Below are 16,608 nucleotides of genomic sequence, written 5' to 3' on the forward strand. Positions count from 1 at the left end.
CCCCGACGGCTCTGCAGCGCTGTCGGGGTGCGACCTGCCGCACAATTTGCACAAGACAAACGTTTCCATTACCATCCCCCTCCGTTTGCCCATCAGGGCGTGAGCCTGCTCACACATTTACCCGAGCTTGCTCCCTACAATGGCCGCCCAATTGGCCTTTGAGGACACACTATGCATCCCCGTTTTGCCAAGCCATTCGATACCCTCTCTGCCCCGCTCAAAGCAGCCGTGCAGCCCATGCTGGATAGTGCCGACTTCAACGCCCGCTTCACGCCGGAGCAAGTCGCCACCCTGAAAGCCGCCACAGGTCTCGATGATCGCGCCCTGCGCCTCGCCCTGTTGCCGCTGGCCGCTGCCTGCTCGGTGGCGCCCATCTCCAAATTTTACGTAGGTGCCATCGCCTGTGGCCTGAGCGGCAGCTGGTACTTCGGTGCCAACATGGAGTTTGCGGGTCAGGGTCTGTTTCACTCGGTTCACGCCGAGCAGTCCGCCATCTCCAACGCCTGGCTGGGTGGCGAGACCGGTATCTCTGAAATCACCGTCAACTACACCCCCTGCGGCCACTGCCGTCAGTTCATGAACGAGCTGAGCACCGCCAAAATCCTGAAAGTCTCTCTGCCCGATGACCTGAGCGCCCTGCAATCCTTCCTGCCCCACTCGTTTGGGCCGGCAGATCTCGACATCACGGATGCGCTGATGAGCCCGCAGGATCACGCAGAGCTTGAGCTTCAAAGCGAAGACCCACTGTGGCAGGCTGCGCTGGCCGCCGCCCGTCAAAGCTACGCCCCCTACAGTCAGGGCTATGCTGCAGTGGCGCTGCAATTTGCCGATGGCCGCATCTTCTCTGGCCGCTACGCCGAGAACGCCGCCTTCAACCCCAGCCTGCCACCGATGCAGATGGCCTGCGCCCATGCGGTGCTTAACGGCGAAGATCTCGCCACCATCCGCCGCGCCGTGCTGCTGGAGAATAAAAACGGCCAGATCAGCCAGCGTGACTCCGCCCAGTCCACCCTCAAGGCGCTGGGCTCCGTCGAGCTGGAGTATCAGGCGGTCTGACCCAGTTTGCTTCGATAAACGAAAGCCCCCGCACCTTGGTGCGGGGGCTTTTTACTTGGCCGTTTAATCGGGGGCAGCCCTCGACCTCACTGCTTGGCGCGGTTGATCACCACATCTAACCGGTTGCTGATCAGACAGGTTTTAGCCGCGCCGTGAAGTGGCGCAGCAGCGGCGGCTCGTAGTCAAAGGTGAGCCCCCGAATGTCGCTGGCCCGCGCTTTCACCGCGATCAGGCAGTCGGCCACATAGTCCATGTGATCCCGGGTGTAGACCCGGCGCGGAATGGTGAGACGCAGCAGCTCGAAGTCCGCCGCCTCCTGCTTGCCGGTGGCGGGATCGCGCCCCAGCAGCAGGGAGCCAATCTCCACCCCGCGCACGCCCCCTTCCAGATAGAGCTCGCAAGCGAGCGCATGGGCGGGAAACTGCTCGGCCGGAATATGGGGCAGCAGCTTTTTGGCATCGACAAACACCGCATGGCCGCCGGTGGGGGTCTGGATGGGGATCCCAGCCTCAGCCAGCCGCTCACCCAGATAAGCCACCTGACTGATGCGATAGGTGAGATACTCCTCATCCATCCCCTCACGCAGGCCGATGGCAAGCGCGGCCATGTCCCGGCCGGCAAGGCCACCGTAGGTGACAAACCCCTCCATCGCCACGCAGCGCACCTGCACAGCACGGAACAGGTCGAGATCCTCTTTAAAGCAGCAAAGCCCGCCGATATTGACCAGCCCGTCCTTCTTGGCCGACATGGTGAAGATGTCCCCCAGCGCAAACATCTGGCGCACTATCTCCTTGATGCTGCACTTCGCATAAGCCGGATCCCGCTCCTTGATAAACCAGGCGTTCTCGGCAAAACGGGCGGCGTCGATCACCATCGGAATATGGTGGCGACGGGCCAGCTCGGAGACCGCCTCCATATTGGCCATGGAGACCGGCTGACCACCGGCGCTGTTGCAGGTCACCGTGATGATGACACCGGCCACGTTGTCGGCCCCCAGGGTTTCGATGGTGTCGCTCAGGCGAGGGAGATCAAAATCCCCCTTCCAGGCATAAGGGGCCGTGGTGTCGAGGGCTTTCGGGGTAAGCAGGTTGATAGCCCGCGCGCCAGCCAACTCCACGTGGGCCTTGGTGGTGTCAAAGTGGTAGTTGGAGATAAACACCGGCGCCTTGCCCTTGCAGCGCTTGACCAGCTCGGGGAAGAGGATCTGCTCGGCCCCGCGCCCCTGGTGGGTGGGCATCACATGCCGGTAACCAAAAATGTCGCGCACCGTGCGCTCCAGCTCGACGAAGTTGCGGCTGCCCGCATAGGCCTCATCCCCCATCATGATGCCGGCCCACTGACGATCGGACATGGCACCAGTGCCGCTGTCGGTCAGCAGATCGATATAGACATCCTCGGCCAGCAGCAGGAAGGGATTCCAGCCAGCGGCCTCGAGGGCGGCGCGGCGCTCGGCGCCAGTGGTCTGTTTGATGGGCTCGACCATCTTGATACGAAACGGCTCGGGTATACGACGCATAAAAGACTCCTCACCGGCGCTGGGCCAGTGTATTTGAAATCGGGATTGGCAAAGAGGCCGGGGCGATCAGAGTCGTCCAGCTGACAAATTCAAACGGCGGGTGCCGCCAATCAGCGGTGAGGAAAGTCGAAGGTGAGAATGGGATCCCGGGTATACCAGTGGGCGAGCAGGCAAGCTGCCCGGGGCGTAGCTGTCATGATTGGCATCACTCCCCTCCATATCGGTTGTAGACAGTCGGTGGCCAACAAGATCCATTGATAGATGCTGCCAACAGGCAGCCTCGCCACGTTAACGGCTGGTTAATTTGCAAACAAGGAGTGCACCGACGGGCTGTGCGCCCGCTCACAAAGTGCGCATCTGCGCGGCAAACTGACAGCGAGGTTGATCCGCCCGCCCCCCCCGGTTCGTTATTCTCCCTACCGACACGCCACATCCCCCCATCAGCCAGGGCCGGAAGCCATCATGCATCGCAAACCCCATCTGCCCGAGAAGATCTGCCCCGTCTGCCAGCGCCCCTTCAGCTGGCGACGCAAGTGGGCGCGCAGTTGGGAGGAAGTTCGCTACTGCAGCGAGCGCTGTCGCCACGCTCGTCACAACAGCCAGCAACCTGTGGGAGAGCGAGTCTGATGGAGCTGCGTCTTGTTCTTGGCGATCAGCTGAACGCCGGTCACAGCTGGTTTCGCGCCCCGGATCCGGCAATCTGCTATCTGATGGCGGAGCTGCGCCAAGAGACCGACTACTGCCGCCACCATCGCCAGAAGGTGCTGGCCTTCTTTGCCGCCATGCGCGCCTTCGCGGCGGCCCTCACCCAGGCGGGCCACCGCGTCTGTTACCTGACCCTTGATGAGAGTGCCCGCTGGCCCGACTTGCCCGGCTTGCTGGAGGCTCAGCTCGCAGCACATCAGGCCGACAGCTTTGCCTGGCAGAGCCCGGACGAGTGGCGCCTCGCCAGCCAGTTGAAAAGCTGGGCGGCGGGCCTTGCCATACCTGCCACCGAGGTGGAGAGCGAGCATTTTCTCACCCCCCGTGATGGCTGGCAGCACAACCCCCACAGCCGGATGGAGTTCTTCTACCGCGCCCTGCGAAAGCAATATCAAGTGCTGCTCGATGAGCGCGGCCAACCTCTTGGCGGACGCTGGAATTTTGATGAGGAGAACCGCGCCAAGCTGCCGGATCGCCAGCCGATCCCGGCCCCCCTCACCTTTGCCAACGAGGTCAGCGAGATTGATGCCATGCTGACCCGCCACGGAGTCAGCACCATCGGCGAGGCGGATGCCAGCCAACTGCCGTGGCCCATCACAAGGCGTCAGAGTCGCGAGCTGCTGGCCCATTTTCTGGCGCACTGCCTGCCCCACTTTGGCCGCTATCAGGATGCCCTGAGCGAGCGGGGCTGGAGCCTGTTTCACAGCCGTTTGTCGTTTTCCCTCAACAGCAAGATGCTCCATCCGCTTGAGGTGATCCGCGCCGCAGAAGCCCACTGGCAGGCCAATCAGGCCACCATCACGTTGGCGCAGGTGGAGGGTTTTATCCGCCAGATCCTCGGCTGGCGCGAGTTTGTCCGCGCCCTCTACTGGGAGAAGATGCCCGACTATAAGCAGACCAATTTTCTCGGGGCCAACCGGCCACTGCCTGGCTTCTTCTGGAATGGAGAAACCAGGATGGCCTGCGTGCGCCACGCCATCAACCAATCCCTTGAGCACGGTTACGCCCACCATATCCAGCGGCTGATGGTGACCGGCAACTTTGCCCTGCTGGCGGGGATTGACCCCGATGAGGTGGATCAGTGGTATCTCGGTATCTATGTGGATGCCATCGAGTGGGTGGAGCTGCCCAACACCCGCGGCATGAGCCAGTTTGCCGATGGCGGCCTGATGGGCAGCAAGCCCTACGCCAGCAGCGGCGCCTATCTCGAGCGGATGGGCCACTACTGCAAGGGGTGCCACTATCAGGTCAAAGCCCGCCACGGCGACGGAAGTTGCCCCTTCAACAGCCTCTACTGGCACTTTCTTTGGCGCAATCGGGACAAACTGGGCGGCAATCCCCGCCTCGCCCTCCCCTATGCCAACTGGGATGGCCAAGCCGCCGAACAACAGCAGGCCATTCTGGCGACGGCAGAGCAGTACCTGATCCAGCTGGAGCAGCTGTAAGCGGGCCATGCCCCCTGACACATCCCCCTGACAGCAGCACAGCGATTTACGCTGGCAATCAGGCGCGTCATCGCACCAAACACCACCCCGTGACTGGCAGGCAGACGGAGATCCCAATCCTGCGCAGAGCGGTTGAATATCCTGTGGCGGCTGATTATGGTGGTGGCCACATCAAGGTTTCCATCAACCAAACATCAGAAAAACGAGTCTAAGGAAAGACGATATGGAGATAGTGGTTCTCGGTGGCGGCGTGATCGGGGTAACCAGCGCCTGGTATCTGGCCAAAGCGGGTCACAAGGTGACCCTGCTGGAGCGACAAGGGGGCGTCGCCCTTGAAACCAGCCATGCCAACGCCGGGCAGATATCCCCGGGCTATGCAGCCCCCTGGGCAGCTCCCGGCATCCCGCTCAAGGCGGCCAAATGGATGCTGCAAAAGCATGCCCCCTTCACCGTGCGCCCCACTGCTGATCCCTTCCAGCTGCGCTGGATGCTGAAGATGCTCGCCAACTGCACCCCGACCGCCTATGCCACCAACAAGGGGCGCATGGTGCGTCTGGCCGAATACAGCCGCGACTGCATGAAGGCACTGCGCGACGAGCTGAACATCGATTACGAAGGACGCCAACTCGGCACCCTGCAACTGTTTAGAAGCCAGTCCCAGCTCGATGCCAGTCAGCGCGATATCGAGGTGCTGGAGGAATACGGCGTCCCCTACCAGTCGCTGGATGCCAGCGGCTGCGAAGCGGCAGAGCCTGCTCTGGCGCGGGTGCGCGGCAAAATCGTCGGCGGCTTGCGTCTGCCCGGCGACGAGACCGGCGACTGCTTCCGCTTCACCAAAGCCCTTGCCCTTGAAGCCGAGAAGCTCGGGGTCAAGTTCGTCTTCAACTGCGACATCGACGAGATTGAGCAAGCCCGCGGCCGCGCCGTGGCGGTGCGGGCGGGCGAGCAGCGCTATCGCGCCGATGCCATCGTCTGTGCGCTTGGCAGCTATGCCACCGGCTTTTTGCGGCCGCTGCTGCGCCCGCTCGGGCTGGAGCTGCCGGTCTATCCGGTCAAGGGCTACTCCCTCACCCTGCCAATGATCAACGCCGAGGCCGCGCCGCGCAGTACCGTGCTCGACGAGACCTACAAGGTGGCCATCACCCGTTTTGACGAGCGGATCCGGGTCGGCGGCATGGCGGAGCTGTCGGGCTACAACCTTGCCCTCAACCCCAGACGCCACGACACCTTGGCGATGGTGGTGGGGGATCTCTTCCCCGAGGGGGGCGATATCAGTCAGGCAGAGTTCTGGACCGGGCTGCGCCCCATGACGCCGGACGGCACCCCGCTGGTGGGGCCGAGCCCCATTCCCGGTCTCTGGCTCAATACCGGCCACGGTACCCTGGGCTGGACCATGGCGGCCGGTTCGGGTCAGCTGTTGTGCGATCTTATCAGCGGCAGCGAGCCCGCCATCAGCGATGAAGGGTTGACTCTGGCGCGCTACGCCTAAGCGCCCACGCGGTCGGGCTGTTTCCCCCCTTTTATTGACAGGCCACCGCCATAAGCGGTGGCCTTTTCATCATTACTGCGCCCCGTTTTGTCCCCCGCTCCGCCGTTGCCGCTTATTGCAGCGAACGGCACAGAATATTGCGCAATTCGACTTGCGCCCGCCGTCACAATCCGTAATGTGGATAGACGCATTTTTCGCAGCGCATATTTTTTAAATGGCTTGTAAAGACCTTGTAAATGGCCTTCGCCAGCAGGGACGCAGGCGTGCAACACCCCTTTCATTAGCAGCAATCCAGGGTAGGACATTATGAAAAAAGTAGGTTTGGTCGGTTGGCGTGGCATGGTGGGATCGGTTCTGATGAGCCGGATGCAGGAAGAGCAGGATTTCGCCCATATTCAACCCACCTTCTTCACCACCTCCCAGGCCGGTGAGGCCGCCCCCAACTTCGGCGTCGATGCCGGTACTCTGCAGGACGCCTTCGATATCGAGGCGCTGGCCAAGCAGGATATCATCATCACCGCCCAAGGCGGCGACTACACCAAGGATGTCTATCCGCGCCTGCAAGCCGCCGGCTGGCAGGGTTACTGGATTGACGCCGCCTCCGCCCTGCGGATGGAGAAAGACGCCGTCATCATTCTGGATCCGGTCAACGGCGACGTCATCGAGCATGCACTGAACAACGGCATCAAGACCTTCGTTGGCGGCAACTGCACCGTCAGCCTGATGCTGCTGGCCCTAGGTGGCCTGTTCAAGGCCGATCTGGTGGAGTGGGTCAGCGTGGCCACCTATCAAGCCGCCTCCGGTGGTGGTGCCCGCCATATGCGCGAGCTGGTCACCCAGATGGGGATGCTGCGTGACGAAGTGGCGGTCGAGCTGGCCGACCCTGCCTCCGCCATTCTCGACATCGAGCGCAAGATCACCGAGAAGACCCGTTCCGGCACCCTGCCGGTGGACAACTTCGGCGTGCCGCTGGCCGGTGGCCTTATCCCCTGGATTGACACCAAGCTCGACAACGGCCAGAGCCGTGAAGAGTGGAAGGGTCAGGCTGAAACCAACAAGATTTTGGGTATCGAGAATGCCGTCATTCCGGTAGATGGTCTCTGCGTGCGGATCGGCGCCCTGCGCTGCCACAGCCAGGCGTTCACCATCAAGCTGAAAAAGGATGTGCCGCTGGCTGAGATCGAAGCCCTGCTGGCTGCCCACAACGACTGGGTAAAAGTGATCCCCAACGATCGCGACATCACCGCCCGCGAGCTGACTCCGGCGGCCGTTACCGGCACCCTCAGCATTCCGGTGGGCCGTCTGCGCAAGCTCAATATGGGCCCGGAGTATCTGGCCGCCTTTACCGTGGGTGACCAGCTGCTGTGGGGCGCCGCCGAGCCGCTGCGCCGCATGCTGCGTATCCTGCTGGCGCGCTAATTCGCCACAGCAGCAGATACAACAAGGGCGGGGAGTCACACTCCCCGCCCTTTTTATTGGCTGTTTTTATAAGCCCTTTAGCAGGCTCTCACTCTTGCTGTTACTTAAGCAAAATACGCTGACAGCCGCTGTAGATCTCGGCCCGTCCGGGGCGGCAAAAGCCCACCAGGGTGAGCCCCGTCTGCTCGGCCCGCTCGACCGCAAGCTCGGTAGCAGCCGAGATGGCGAGCAAGATCTCGACCCCGGCGCTGGCGCACTTTTGCACCATCTCGAAACTGGCGCGGCTGGTCACCAGAATGGCACCGTCACGGCGGCCAGCGCGGCACAGATGGCCCACCAGCTTGTCCAGCGCAATATGGCGTCCCACATCCTCGCGGATGGCAAGAATATTGCCCTCACCATCCAGATGCACTGCCGCATGGGTAGCGCCGGTGCGCTGACCCAACAGCTGGAGCGGACGCAGCGCGCTCAGCACCTTGTCGATATGCCCTACCGCCAGACGCTGGCTGTCGGGCAAGCTTGGTTGGGTGCGGATCACCTGCTCCAGACTCTCGCTGCCGCAGATGCCGCAACCGGTGCGCCCCGCCAGGGTGCGCCGCTTCTCTTTGAGGCGATGGACGCAGCGATTGGCCAACGTGATATGCAGTTCAATCCCCTGACAGCCGTCAATTTGCTCGATGTCGTGGATATCGAGCAGGCTGTCGATGATCCCCTCGGAGAGCGAGAAGCCGATGGCAAAATCCTCCAGATCGGAGGCCGAGCACATCATCACGCTGTGGGCGATGCCGTTGTAGACCAGCGCCACCGGCGTTTCGGAGGGGAGCTCCATCTCGCTGTCGCAGGTCAAGGTATCGGCGCGGTAGTGCACCACCTCGCGATGGATAGCGCAGCGTGCCAACTCGTTCTGTTCGCTCTGTTCTCTCTGCTCGTTGTGTTCTCTCTGCTCGCCCCGCGCCTCAAGCTCTATGACCTCTCTCATGGTGCGACCCCGTCAATGATTTCGGGATCCCGGGCCGAAATGCCGAGCCGCTTCATCTTGGAGAGCAAGGTCGTGCGCTTCATGCCGAGACGGTTGGCCGCCCCCCGCTCGCCAGCGACTATGCCATTGCAGTCGCGCAGGGCGGCGATGATCGCCTCGCGCTCATCCTCCGGCCCCTCGGCAAAGAGCGGTGTGGCGGGCTCGTCATAAACCAGGGTCTCAATCTTGTGGTAGCCCTTGAGGGGCATCAGCTCCTCCGGCGAGAGGTTGAGCACGTGACCGCGGGTCATCACCACGGCCCGCTCGATGACGTTCTCCAGCTCGCGGATATTGCCGTACCACGGCAGCGACACCAGCATCTTCATCGCATCGGCGGGGATTGCAGTGATGGTGCGGCGCATCCGCTTGGCAATCTTTCTGACGAAGAAGTTGACCAAGAGCGGAATATCCTCGCGCCGCTCGCGCAGGGGCGGCAGCTCGATGGGAAAGACATTTAGGCGATAGTAGAGGTCACTGCGAAAGCGCTTGTTCTTGACCATGGAGAGCAGATCGCAGTTGGTGGCGGCCACCAGCCGCACATCCACCGCGATGGGGTTGCTGTTGCCGACCCGCTCCAGCTCGTGCTCCTGCAATACCCGCAAGAGTTTGGGCTGCAAATCCAGCGGCATATCCCCCACTTCGTCGAGGAACAGGGTGCCCTTGTGGGCACGCTCGAAGCGGCCGATGCGCTGGGTCAGGGCGCCGGTAAAGGCCCCCTTCTCGTGGCCAAACAGATCGCTCTCGATAAGGCCGGTCGGGATGGCGGCGCAGTTCACCTTCACCATCTCGTGATCGTGGCGGGCACTCAGGGCATGAATGGCCTGGGCGATCAGCTCCTTGCCGGTGCCGGTCTCGCCGAGGATCAGCACGGTGCTGTCGCTCTCGGCCACCAGCCGCACCTTCTCCAGCACGTTCGCCATCACCGCGCTCTGGTAGATGATGTGGGGGAACTCACCCTGCATCTGCGGCTCGTTGATGCGAATGGTCTTCTCTTTGGCACCGTTGGTGTTGGAGATCTCCTGCTGCGCCTGCACGTTGTTCATGGCAATGGCCGTGCGCGCCGCCACCTGCTCCAGCAGGGAGATATCGATATCGGCGAAGAAGTTGGCCTCTGGATGAGAGAGGATCAGCACCCCCAGCAGATTGCCCTGATAGCGCAGCGGCAAAATGCAGGAGCTGTCGGCATCGGGGGGCAGGATCTGGGAGGTAAAGCGGCAGCTCGACTGGCAGCCGTGGCCCTGCTCGCGGTAAACGAAGAAGGGCTCGCTGTGGCGCAGCGCCCCCTGCAGGCAGTTCTTCTCAAAACACGAATGATCGATGATCCCCGGCTGCTCGCTCTGCTGTTGATTGACCAGATAGCTCTTGAAGCTGTCGGAGGTGGCGTTGTACTCGGCCAGACAGAGGCTGCTGATGCCAAAGTGGTGGTGCAGGATGGCAAACAGGCTCTTGGGCAGCTCGGCGATGCGCACCAGCTTGATCACCGCATTGGTCACATCCACCAGAATTTTGCAGCTGTCGCGCTCAAGGCGCAGGGAGTTGGCCTGCTCCAGAGTGCGCTCCTTGTCCTGCACGTTCTCCAGCGCAATGGCGATGATGGCGGCCAGCTGGGTCAGCTTGGCCAAGGTCTCCATAGTGAAGCTGTCGAGGCGGGTATTGATGAACTCGACCCCGCCCAGATGGCTGCGGGCGGTGGTGATGGGGAGCTGGCAGTAAGAGCGCAGCCCCTCATAAATCCCTTCGGCAGCAAGGGGGGCGCAGCGGTTGGCAAAACGGGCGGCAGGCAGGATGATCGCCTGCTCGGTACCATCAGTGGGAGCGTGCAGGTCTGCCTTGCGGCAGACAAGGTGCTTTGGGCCGCTCTCTCCCATATAACAGAAAGTGGCCTCCTCGCCGGAGCCCCGGTTGAGGATCAGGTTGACCCGGGTTACGCCGCCAAAGCCGGCATCTATCTTGTTGAGTTTGTGGATAAAGTCATCGAGCGTCACGGCCGACAGGAGGGATTTGGAGAGCAGGAGGAAACCGTCGTCCCAGATGGGAGAGATCTCGTCCAGGGGGATGGCACTCACAGTAAGCATTGCGGCCTCACGTTATATCAATTTCAGTCACCAGTCAGGCTGTCCATGCCATCGCATCGCGACACAAGCGTTTCACCAGAATTAATAGCCGCAGCGCACTATCCACGCTGCCAAAAGGAAGGCGGTGACGACACTTGTCGCATGTTGCAATTCCACCGTTGTTATTAACGAACGATAACAAAAAATAACATTGTCATCGGGTGATTATTATTGGAATGGCGACTCATCATAGATGAGCTCAAATTTCATTACAATCCGATTTAATATATCTGGTTGCCATATTCAGGCAATAATTACATCGCGGATTGAATAATGGATTGGTGGCCGCACAAGGGGCCATTGTCAACTGTCAGATCTCGCTGTTGCCTCCCCTTTGCTGTGCAATAAAGGCATCATTCGAAACACCGCTCGGTGGTCACTCACGAGGTGACAAGACGGGTGTGGCAGCACTTCAAACCGCCCAGAATAAAGAGCGCGGAGAAGCCCTGAAAGGCGAGCAGCAGCCAGCTGGCGTTGTCGGCAAGCTCAACCGAGACGCACTGGTGAGTGAGGTAGACCAGCAGGGTGATCACCCCCAGCAGCAGGCAGTTGATCAAGGTAGTGGAGATAAACCCGATCAGCCAGGCACTGGAAATACTCAAGGCGGAAAATACGCTGCCCATGGCAAGTCGTGCTGCCATAAAACAGCCGAAAAAACCGAAGCCGAGCAGAAATATCATCTCGTCGCGCCAAATATAGCAACCTATTCCCAGCAATATCGCCGCCAGATAGGTGCCAATATAGAAAAGTCCGAATAAGCGACCAATTTCATGTTGCATCATTTATCCCCTGTTTTTGGGTAATAAAAGGGTGCCCGACTCGATAAATCCGAGTCGGGTTCCCTTATTTGTGCAGAACGTCCTTTTTTAGGGCGGGTCAGCCTTTGGCTGCGCTGCGCAATTTCGCCTTGAGCGCGCTGTATTCAGTCTGGACGTACACTTCCGCCTCAGGCTGATTGTCGATGCGCTCGATCTTCACCGCGCAGTACTTGTACTCCGGCGTGTGGGAGACGGGATCGACGTGCTCGATGGTGAGCTCGTTACAGGCCCCGATCCACCACTGGTAGGTCATGTAGACCACCCCGGCGTTGACCCGATCGTTGTAGTTGGCCCGGGTGATCACCTTGCCACGGCGCGACGAGATCCAGACCAGCGCCTGATCCTTCACCCCGAGCTTTTTGGCATCGCTCGGGTGGATCTGCACATAGCCCGGCTCATCGGCCAGGGTCTGCAGCGCCGAACAGTTGCCGGTCATGGAGCGGCAGGAGTAGTGACCCACCTCGCGCACGGTGGAGAGCACCAGCGGGTACTCGGCACAGGGCTGCTCCAGCGGCGGCCGCCACTCGGAGGCAATCAGCTGACCCTTGCCGCTCGGGGTGGTGAACACATTCCCCTCGAACAGAGTGCTGGTGCCCGGGTGATCCTCGGTCGGGCAAGGCCACTGCACGCTCTTGAGATCGGCCATCTTGTCGTAGCTGACCCCGGCATAGAGCGGGCAGAGCGCACGCATCTCATCCCAGATCTCTTCGGTGTTGTGGTACTCCATGGGATACCCCATGGCGGTCGCCATCAACGAGAAGATGGCCCAGTCCGGTTTCACGTTCTCGGGGGGCGTCACCGCCTTGTAGAAGCGCTGGAAGCCGCGATCCGCCGAGCTGTAGACCCCTTCATGCTCGCCCCAACTGGTGGCGGGCAGAATGACGTCGGCCATCTCGGCAGTCTGGGTCATGAAGATATCCTGCACGATCACCAGCTCCATCCCCGCCAGAGTGCGGCGGAACTGACCCAAGTCAGCTTCGGTCTGGGCCGGATCTTCACCAAAGATGTAGAAGGCCTTGCACTTGCCCTCCTCCACCTTGTGGCCAAGCTCGGTCAGACGATAGCCGGGCTTTTGAGAGAGGGATTCCACGCCCCACGCCTTGGCGAACTTGGCGCTGATGGCGGGATCGGCCACCGACTGATAACCCGGGAACTGGTGGGGCAGCATCCCCATGTCACAGGTGCCCTGCACGTTGTTCTGACCGCGAACAGGCCCGCAACCGGTGCCACGGCGACCAAAGTTGCCGGTCAGCAGCGCCAGACCCGCCAGCCCCTTGACCACGTCCACCGCCTGACCGTACTGGGTCACCCCCATGCCCCACAGGATCATGGACGCAGGCGACTCGGCATAGGTGCGAATAGCGGCGCGGATATCGGCGGCTTTGAGGCCAGTGATCCCCTCCACATATTCCGGGGTGTACTTGGCCACCGTCGCCTTGAAGGTCTCGAACCCTTCGGTGTAGTTGGCGACAAATGCCTTGTTGTAGAGCCCTTCATTGATCAACACGTTGGCGAAGGCGTTAACCAGCGCCATGTTGGAACCGTTTTTGAGCGGCAGCCACTGATCGGCGATGCGGGCGGTCTCCACCATACGGGGATCACACACAATCACCTTGGCCCCGTTTGCCTTCGCCTTGAGGATATGGCGGGCGACGATGGGGTGAGAGTCAGCAGCGTTGTAACCAAACACCAGCAGGCACTTGGTCTCTTGAATTTCGGGAATGGCGTTGCTCATGGCGCCGTTGCCTACAGTTGTCTCCAGACCGGAGACTGAGGGTGCGTGTCACACCCTCGCGCAGTGGTCGACGTTGTTCGTCCCAATCACCGCACGGGCAAATTTCTGCATCACATAGTTGGCTTCATTGCCGGGGCCACGGGCAGAGCCGGTGGTCATGATGGCGTCCGGGCCATATTTCGCCTTGATGGCGGAGAGACGGCTGCTGGCGAACTCGATCGCTTCATCCCAGGAGACTGCCTCGAACTTGCCACCGCGCTCGCGGCGGATCATCGGGCTCTTGAGACGGGGGGTCAGCAGGTTGGTGTCGTTCAAAAAATCCCAACCGTAATAGCCCTTGAGGCAGAGTTGCCCCTCGTTGGTCCGGCCGTTGGCGCCTTCGGCCCCCACCACCTTGTCGTTTTCAACCAGCAGGTTGATTTTGCAACCGGTGCCGCAATAGGGGCACACGGTAATGACTTTTTTCATGACTCACACTCTTGTTTGTTAACGAAAAACGGCTCGGCAAGCCCGCTCATACCCGCGCCGGCATCGCCAGCAGTGCCTCGGCACTGGCCAGCTGCTTCTGCCGGTTCAGGTTTTCAAGATGCTCCGGCGTGACCAGCCGCAGCGCCTGGGTCGGACACACCTCGACACAGGCCGGGCCCGCCTCGCGGTGACGGCAGAGATCGCACTTGAGCGCCTGCGCCTTGGTCTGCGGCCGCTTGAAGAGCGAATCGGCAGCGGGTGCCACCTCTTTGAGCACCACCGCCATGGCGCCGTAAGGACAAGCCACCACGCAGGACTTGCAGCCGATGCAGCGCTCCTGCAACACCTTGACGCAACCATCCTCGCTGACGATGGCATTGTTCGGGCAGGCCATGGCGCACGGCTTGTCTTCACACTGGCGACAGAGCACCGGCGTGGTCACCTTGCTGCCCACGATCACCTTCAGGCGCGGCTGAAAGTAGCTGTCCTTGGAGACCAGATGTCCATCCTCGATGGCAAGATGCAGGCCGCCCTCCCGCTCAAGGGTCCCGCTGCAAGACCCTGACTGGTGTGAAACGGCGCAGGCCACCTCACAGGTACGACACCCAATACAGAGACTGGGATCTGCAATCACGAAGCTGTTCATAGAGAGGGATCCTAAATGGTTCGTTACACCGGGCCGCCCGCCGACAGGCAAAGAGGCGGCCAGCCCCCCACAAAGCATTTATCAGACCAAAACGGGCCAAGGGTGCGATAAAAATTCACAACCATATGAAAATAAAGGAGTAATCGGCAAGAGTGGCTTGCTGTTTACCACTACTGACGAGGGTGACGACGGGGTGGGAAGTGTGATCGACACGACAAAAGTGACGAGCTCGACACCGGCTGACCAACCCCTGCCCCAGCCGCATAATGAGCAGTTCGAAGACGCTTGCAGCCAGGACCGGCCGCCCCAAACCGGACAAGCGGAGGAACGAAATCCCGGGAGAAAAACCATACCAAGGGCCCAAAATGGGCAGTGCAGCATGCAAAAACGGCTTGGGGCGGTGGCCAGGTTGTTTGGTTTTGCTATCAAACTGGCAGGCAATCATTAAGTCAAACCGAACAGAAATGAGCCACTTATTGACTGATTTGTTGAGCCAGAGCCGGTTTTAAGCCCCTGCCCCTTCAGTTTTCTCTCCCTCCGGTTAATATGTGCCACTTGGCAACCAGCTCCGTTGGGGTCGTTTTCATGCTGATAATCGACAAGGTCGCACAAAATAAGCGAGAACTGGGAACTTTGAACATGCCAAGATGAAAACTAAAAGCCAAAGATGGCCTAAGAAAGAAATTAAGATAACAGCATGTTTTGCGATAAATGTGCGCTTTGATGGTGGTAAATATAAATATGCATATGGTTATCTTGATAGGAATCATAATTTCGAGCGCTGTAACTCTCGGACTGATAAGTAGACACAGATATCAAATTAGACATTTTTTAAATGTCGTTGGCTCAGGCAAGTTTATAGCATTCCTATTAATTTCAGCTATTTTATTATGGCTATCTATAAAGTCACCAAATGGTTACCTAAGCATTATTTTACCCACGCTGCTGGGTTTGTTTCTCAATGGTGTCGTATTTACAATATTTATTGACTATCAAAGAGAGCGGGCGAAAGAGCTCGACACTTTAGATAAGCTAGACTTATTAGATGAAGTCCTTGGCAATACCATTTATTATTTTCAGGGATTATCTGGTGTAGATTTTACATCTTACAGGGGAACAGCTAAATCATTACACTCAGTAAGCTATGAAACTACGATAAAAATCAGAGATTATTATCGCCCCCCATTAAACAAGCAGCAAATTATTGACACTATGGATTTCTATCCAAGTTTGAGCAAAATCCTTACCAATCATTATGAGATATATAAATCACTTTTACCTGTAACTTATTCAGCAGATAAGTTATTGGCAAGATATTGGACTGAAGTCACTTTTTCATTGGAGAAAGTGTTACATGTCCTCTCTAATAACTACAATATCAAAGCAGTAGAAAATAATGTAAAACTACCAGTGGAAGTATATTCATATTACATCGCAAGTTACTTTGATGCTGTAATTAGCTTCTATGATTACAAAAATCAATGTCGCGAATATAAAGCATGCAAAGCTAAATAATTAAAATCTACGCCGCTACATATTAATGTAGTTCCGTAGGGTGCAATAAGCGCAGCGCATTGCACCTCTTGCTTCTTTCAATATTTGGTGCAATTAACTTCGTTCATTGCCCCCTACAATTACATTTTAATGGAGTAATATTTAATGAATATAAAAATCCATAATGAACATAAAGATGAAATATTCAATTTACTTGTTGATAACCTTAGACAATTTAACTTTGATAAAATGGGTGAGGAGCGCTCCCAACCTTTAATTGTTGCCATTCATGACGATAATGACGAAGTTGTCGGTGGCATTGCCGGACGTACTATTTATCATCAACTGTTGATCGAGGTGCTTTGGGTACACAATGACAAGAGAGGACAGGGGCTTGGCATTCAATTAATGGAGGTCGCTGAACGCGAGGCAAAAAAACGGGGATGTATCGCTGCTCAAGTCGACACCCTCTCATTTCAGGCACCCAAATTTTATGAAAAAATGGGATTTAAAATAGTCGGTAAAGTGAGCGGCGTTAACAATAGTCCTGACCGTTACTTTTTATTGAAACATTATCATGGAACATAATTCGAACCGTAGGGTGCAATAAGCGCTGCGCATTGCACCTCTATAGTTGGTGTTTATAATTGGTGCAATTCACTTTGTTCATTGCACCCTACGACTACGA

General features: G+C 58.5%; 14 protein-coding genes. 7 read left to right on the plus strand and 7 right to left on the minus strand.

The annotated features are described in order from the left end of the window. Positions 1 to 171 precede the first annotated feature (171 nt). Positions 172 to 1,056, plus strand: a complete 885-nt coding sequence (cdd, locus tag AAHA41_RS12605; RefSeq protein ID WP_005345271.1) for a cytidine deaminase — start codon at positions 172 to 174, stop codon at positions 1,054 to 1,056. 130 nt (positions 1,057 to 1,186) lie between these two features. Here the strand turns inward: cdd and AAHA41_RS12610 are convergent, their stop codons facing one another. Next, entirely contained in the window at positions 1,187 to 2,572 is a 1,386-nt protein-coding gene (locus AAHA41_RS12610; protein ID WP_323069170.1) for a tryptophanase, read from the minus strand. A 462-nt stretch (positions 2,573 to 3,034) separates the two neighbouring features. Between AAHA41_RS12610 and AAHA41_RS12615 the strand changes: the two genes are divergently transcribed. The 3 genes from AAHA41_RS12615 to AAHA41_RS12625 all read left to right on the plus strand — a co-directional run bounded on the left by AAHA41_RS12615 (position 3,035) and on the right by AAHA41_RS12625 (position 6,208). Further along, a complete protein-coding gene (locus AAHA41_RS12615) occupies positions 3,035 to 3,199 on the plus strand; it encodes a DUF2256 domain-containing protein (protein ID WP_201957183.1) in 165 nt (54 codons plus the stop codon). Beyond that, on the plus strand, positions 3,199 to 4,719 hold the full coding sequence (locus AAHA41_RS12620) for a cryptochrome/photolyase family protein (RefSeq protein ID WP_323069171.1): 1,521 nt from the start codon (positions 3,199 to 3,201) through the stop codon (positions 4,717 to 4,719). The genes AAHA41_RS12615 and AAHA41_RS12620 overlap by 1 nt, the downstream gene beginning before the upstream one ends. A 193-nt stretch (positions 4,720 to 4,912) precedes the next feature. Then, entirely contained in the window at positions 4,913 to 6,208 is a 1,296-nt protein-coding gene (locus AAHA41_RS12625) for a D-amino acid dehydrogenase (RefSeq protein WP_323069216.1), read from the plus strand. Here the strand turns inward: AAHA41_RS12625 and AAHA41_RS12630 are convergent. Next, positions 6,205 to 6,489 carry a hypothetical protein gene (locus tag AAHA41_RS12630; RefSeq protein WP_323069173.1) on the minus strand — a complete coding sequence of 95 codons (285 nt, stop codon included), beginning with the start codon at positions 6,487 to 6,489 and terminating at the stop codon, positions 6,205 to 6,207. The genes AAHA41_RS12625 and AAHA41_RS12630 overlap by 4 nt on opposite strands. A 25-nt stretch (positions 6,490 to 6,514) precedes the next feature. On the opposite strand from AAHA41_RS12630, the gene asd reads away from it, so the two are divergent. Then, positions 6,515 to 7,627, plus strand: coding sequence for an aspartate-semialdehyde dehydrogenase (gene asd, locus AAHA41_RS12635; protein WP_323069175.1), 1,113 nt, complete (start codon positions 6,515 to 6,517; stop codon positions 7,625 to 7,627). A gap of 100 nt (positions 7,628 to 7,727) precedes the next feature. Here asd and fdhD read toward each other — a convergent pair whose 3' ends face one another. The 5 genes from fdhD to AAHA41_RS12660 form a co-directional block, all read right to left on the minus strand. Next, positions 7,728 to 8,606, minus strand: a complete 879-nt coding sequence (gene fdhD / locus AAHA41_RS12640) for a formate dehydrogenase accessory sulfurtransferase FdhD (RefSeq protein ID WP_323069176.1) — start codon at positions 8,604 to 8,606, stop codon at positions 7,728 to 7,730. Next, the gene (locus tag AAHA41_RS12645) at positions 8,603 to 10,720 is read right to left on the minus strand and encodes a sigma 54-interacting transcriptional regulator (RefSeq protein ID WP_041207586.1); all 2,118 of its coding nucleotides are present in this window, start codon (positions 10,718 to 10,720) and stop codon (positions 8,603 to 8,605) included. Before AAHA41_RS12645 ends, fdhD begins: the two co-directional genes overlap by 4 nt. Before the next feature lie 419 nt (positions 10,721 to 11,139). Then, a complete protein-coding gene (locus tag AAHA41_RS12650; protein WP_182927954.1) occupies positions 11,140 to 11,538 on the minus strand; it encodes a hypothetical protein in 399 nt (132 codons plus the stop codon). 97 nt (positions 11,539 to 11,635) lie between these two features. Further along, positions 11,636 to 13,780, minus strand: coding sequence for a formate dehydrogenase subunit alpha (gene fdhF / locus AAHA41_RS12655; RefSeq protein WP_081376060.1), 2,145 nt, complete (start codon positions 13,778 to 13,780; stop codon positions 11,636 to 11,638). Positions 13,781 to 13,826: 46 nt separating this feature from the next. Continuing rightward, positions 13,827 to 14,426: a 4Fe-4S dicluster domain-containing protein gene (locus AAHA41_RS12660; RefSeq protein ID WP_033112617.1), complete on the minus strand. Its 600-nt coding sequence runs from the start codon at positions 14,424 to 14,426 to the stop codon at positions 13,827 to 13,829. 741 nt (positions 14,427 to 15,167) lie between these two features. Here AAHA41_RS12660 and AAHA41_RS12665 point away from each other — a divergent pair. Together AAHA41_RS12665 and AAHA41_RS12670 are read left to right on the plus strand one after the other, a co-directional pair. Then, a complete protein-coding gene (locus tag AAHA41_RS12665; RefSeq protein WP_323069177.1) occupies positions 15,168 to 15,941 on the plus strand; it encodes a hypothetical protein in 774 nt (257 codons plus the stop codon). Positions 15,942 to 16,085: 144 nt separating this feature from the next. Continuing rightward, the gene (locus AAHA41_RS12670; RefSeq protein ID WP_323069178.1) at positions 16,086 to 16,508 is read left to right on the plus strand and encodes a GNAT family N-acetyltransferase; all 423 of its coding nucleotides are present in this window, start codon (positions 16,086 to 16,088) and stop codon (positions 16,506 to 16,508) included. Positions 16,509 to 16,608: the final 100 nt, after the last annotated feature.

The organism is Aeromonas sp. SER, assembly GCF_038739615.1.
Classification (GTDB): Bacteria; Pseudomonadota; Gammaproteobacteria; order Enterobacterales; family Aeromonadaceae; genus Aeromonas; species Aeromonas jandaei.

Bases quoted from the DNA above. Each gene is read 5' to 3' on its own strand.
- cdd (WP_005345271.1), top strand. From the start codon at position 172: ATGCATCCCCGTTTTGCCAAGCCATTCGATACCCTCTCTGCCCCGCTC.
- AAHA41_RS12610 (WP_323069170.1), bottom strand. From the start codon at position 2,572: ATGCGTCGTATACCCGAGCCGTTTCGTATCAAGATGGTCGAGCCCATC.
- AAHA41_RS12615 (WP_201957183.1), top strand. From the start codon at position 3,035: ATGCATCGCAAACCCCATCTGCCCGAGAAGATCTGCCCCGTCTGCCAG.
- AAHA41_RS12620 (WP_323069171.1), top strand. From the start codon at position 3,199: ATGGAGCTGCGTCTTGTTCTTGGCGATCAGCTGAACGCCGGTCACAGC.
- AAHA41_RS12630 (WP_323069173.1), bottom strand. From the start codon at position 6,489: ATGAAAGGGGTGTTGCACGCCTGCGTCCCTGCTGGCGAAGGCCATTTA.
- asd (WP_323069175.1), top strand. From the start codon at position 6,515: ATGAAAAAAGTAGGTTTGGTCGGTTGGCGTGGCATGGTGGGATCGGTT.
- fdhD (WP_323069176.1), bottom strand. From the start codon at position 8,606: ATGAGAGAGGTCATAGAGCTTGAGGCGCGGGGCGAGCAGAGAGAACAC.
- AAHA41_RS12645 (WP_041207586.1), bottom strand. From the start codon at position 10,720: ATGCTTACTGTGAGTGCCATCCCCCTGGACGAGATCTCTCCCATCTGG.
- AAHA41_RS12650 (WP_182927954.1), bottom strand. From the start codon at position 11,538: ATGCAACATGAAATTGGTCGCTTATTCGGACTTTTCTATATTGGCACC.
- AAHA41_RS12660 (WP_033112617.1), bottom strand. From the start codon at position 14,426: ATGAACAGCTTCGTGATTGCAGATCCCAGTCTCTGTATTGGGTGTCGT.
- AAHA41_RS12665 (WP_323069177.1), top strand. From the start codon at position 15,168: ATGCATATGGTTATCTTGATAGGAATCATAATTTCGAGCGCTGTAACT.
- AAHA41_RS12670 (WP_323069178.1), top strand. From the start codon at position 16,086: ATGAATATAAAAATCCATAATGAACATAAAGATGAAATATTCAATTTA.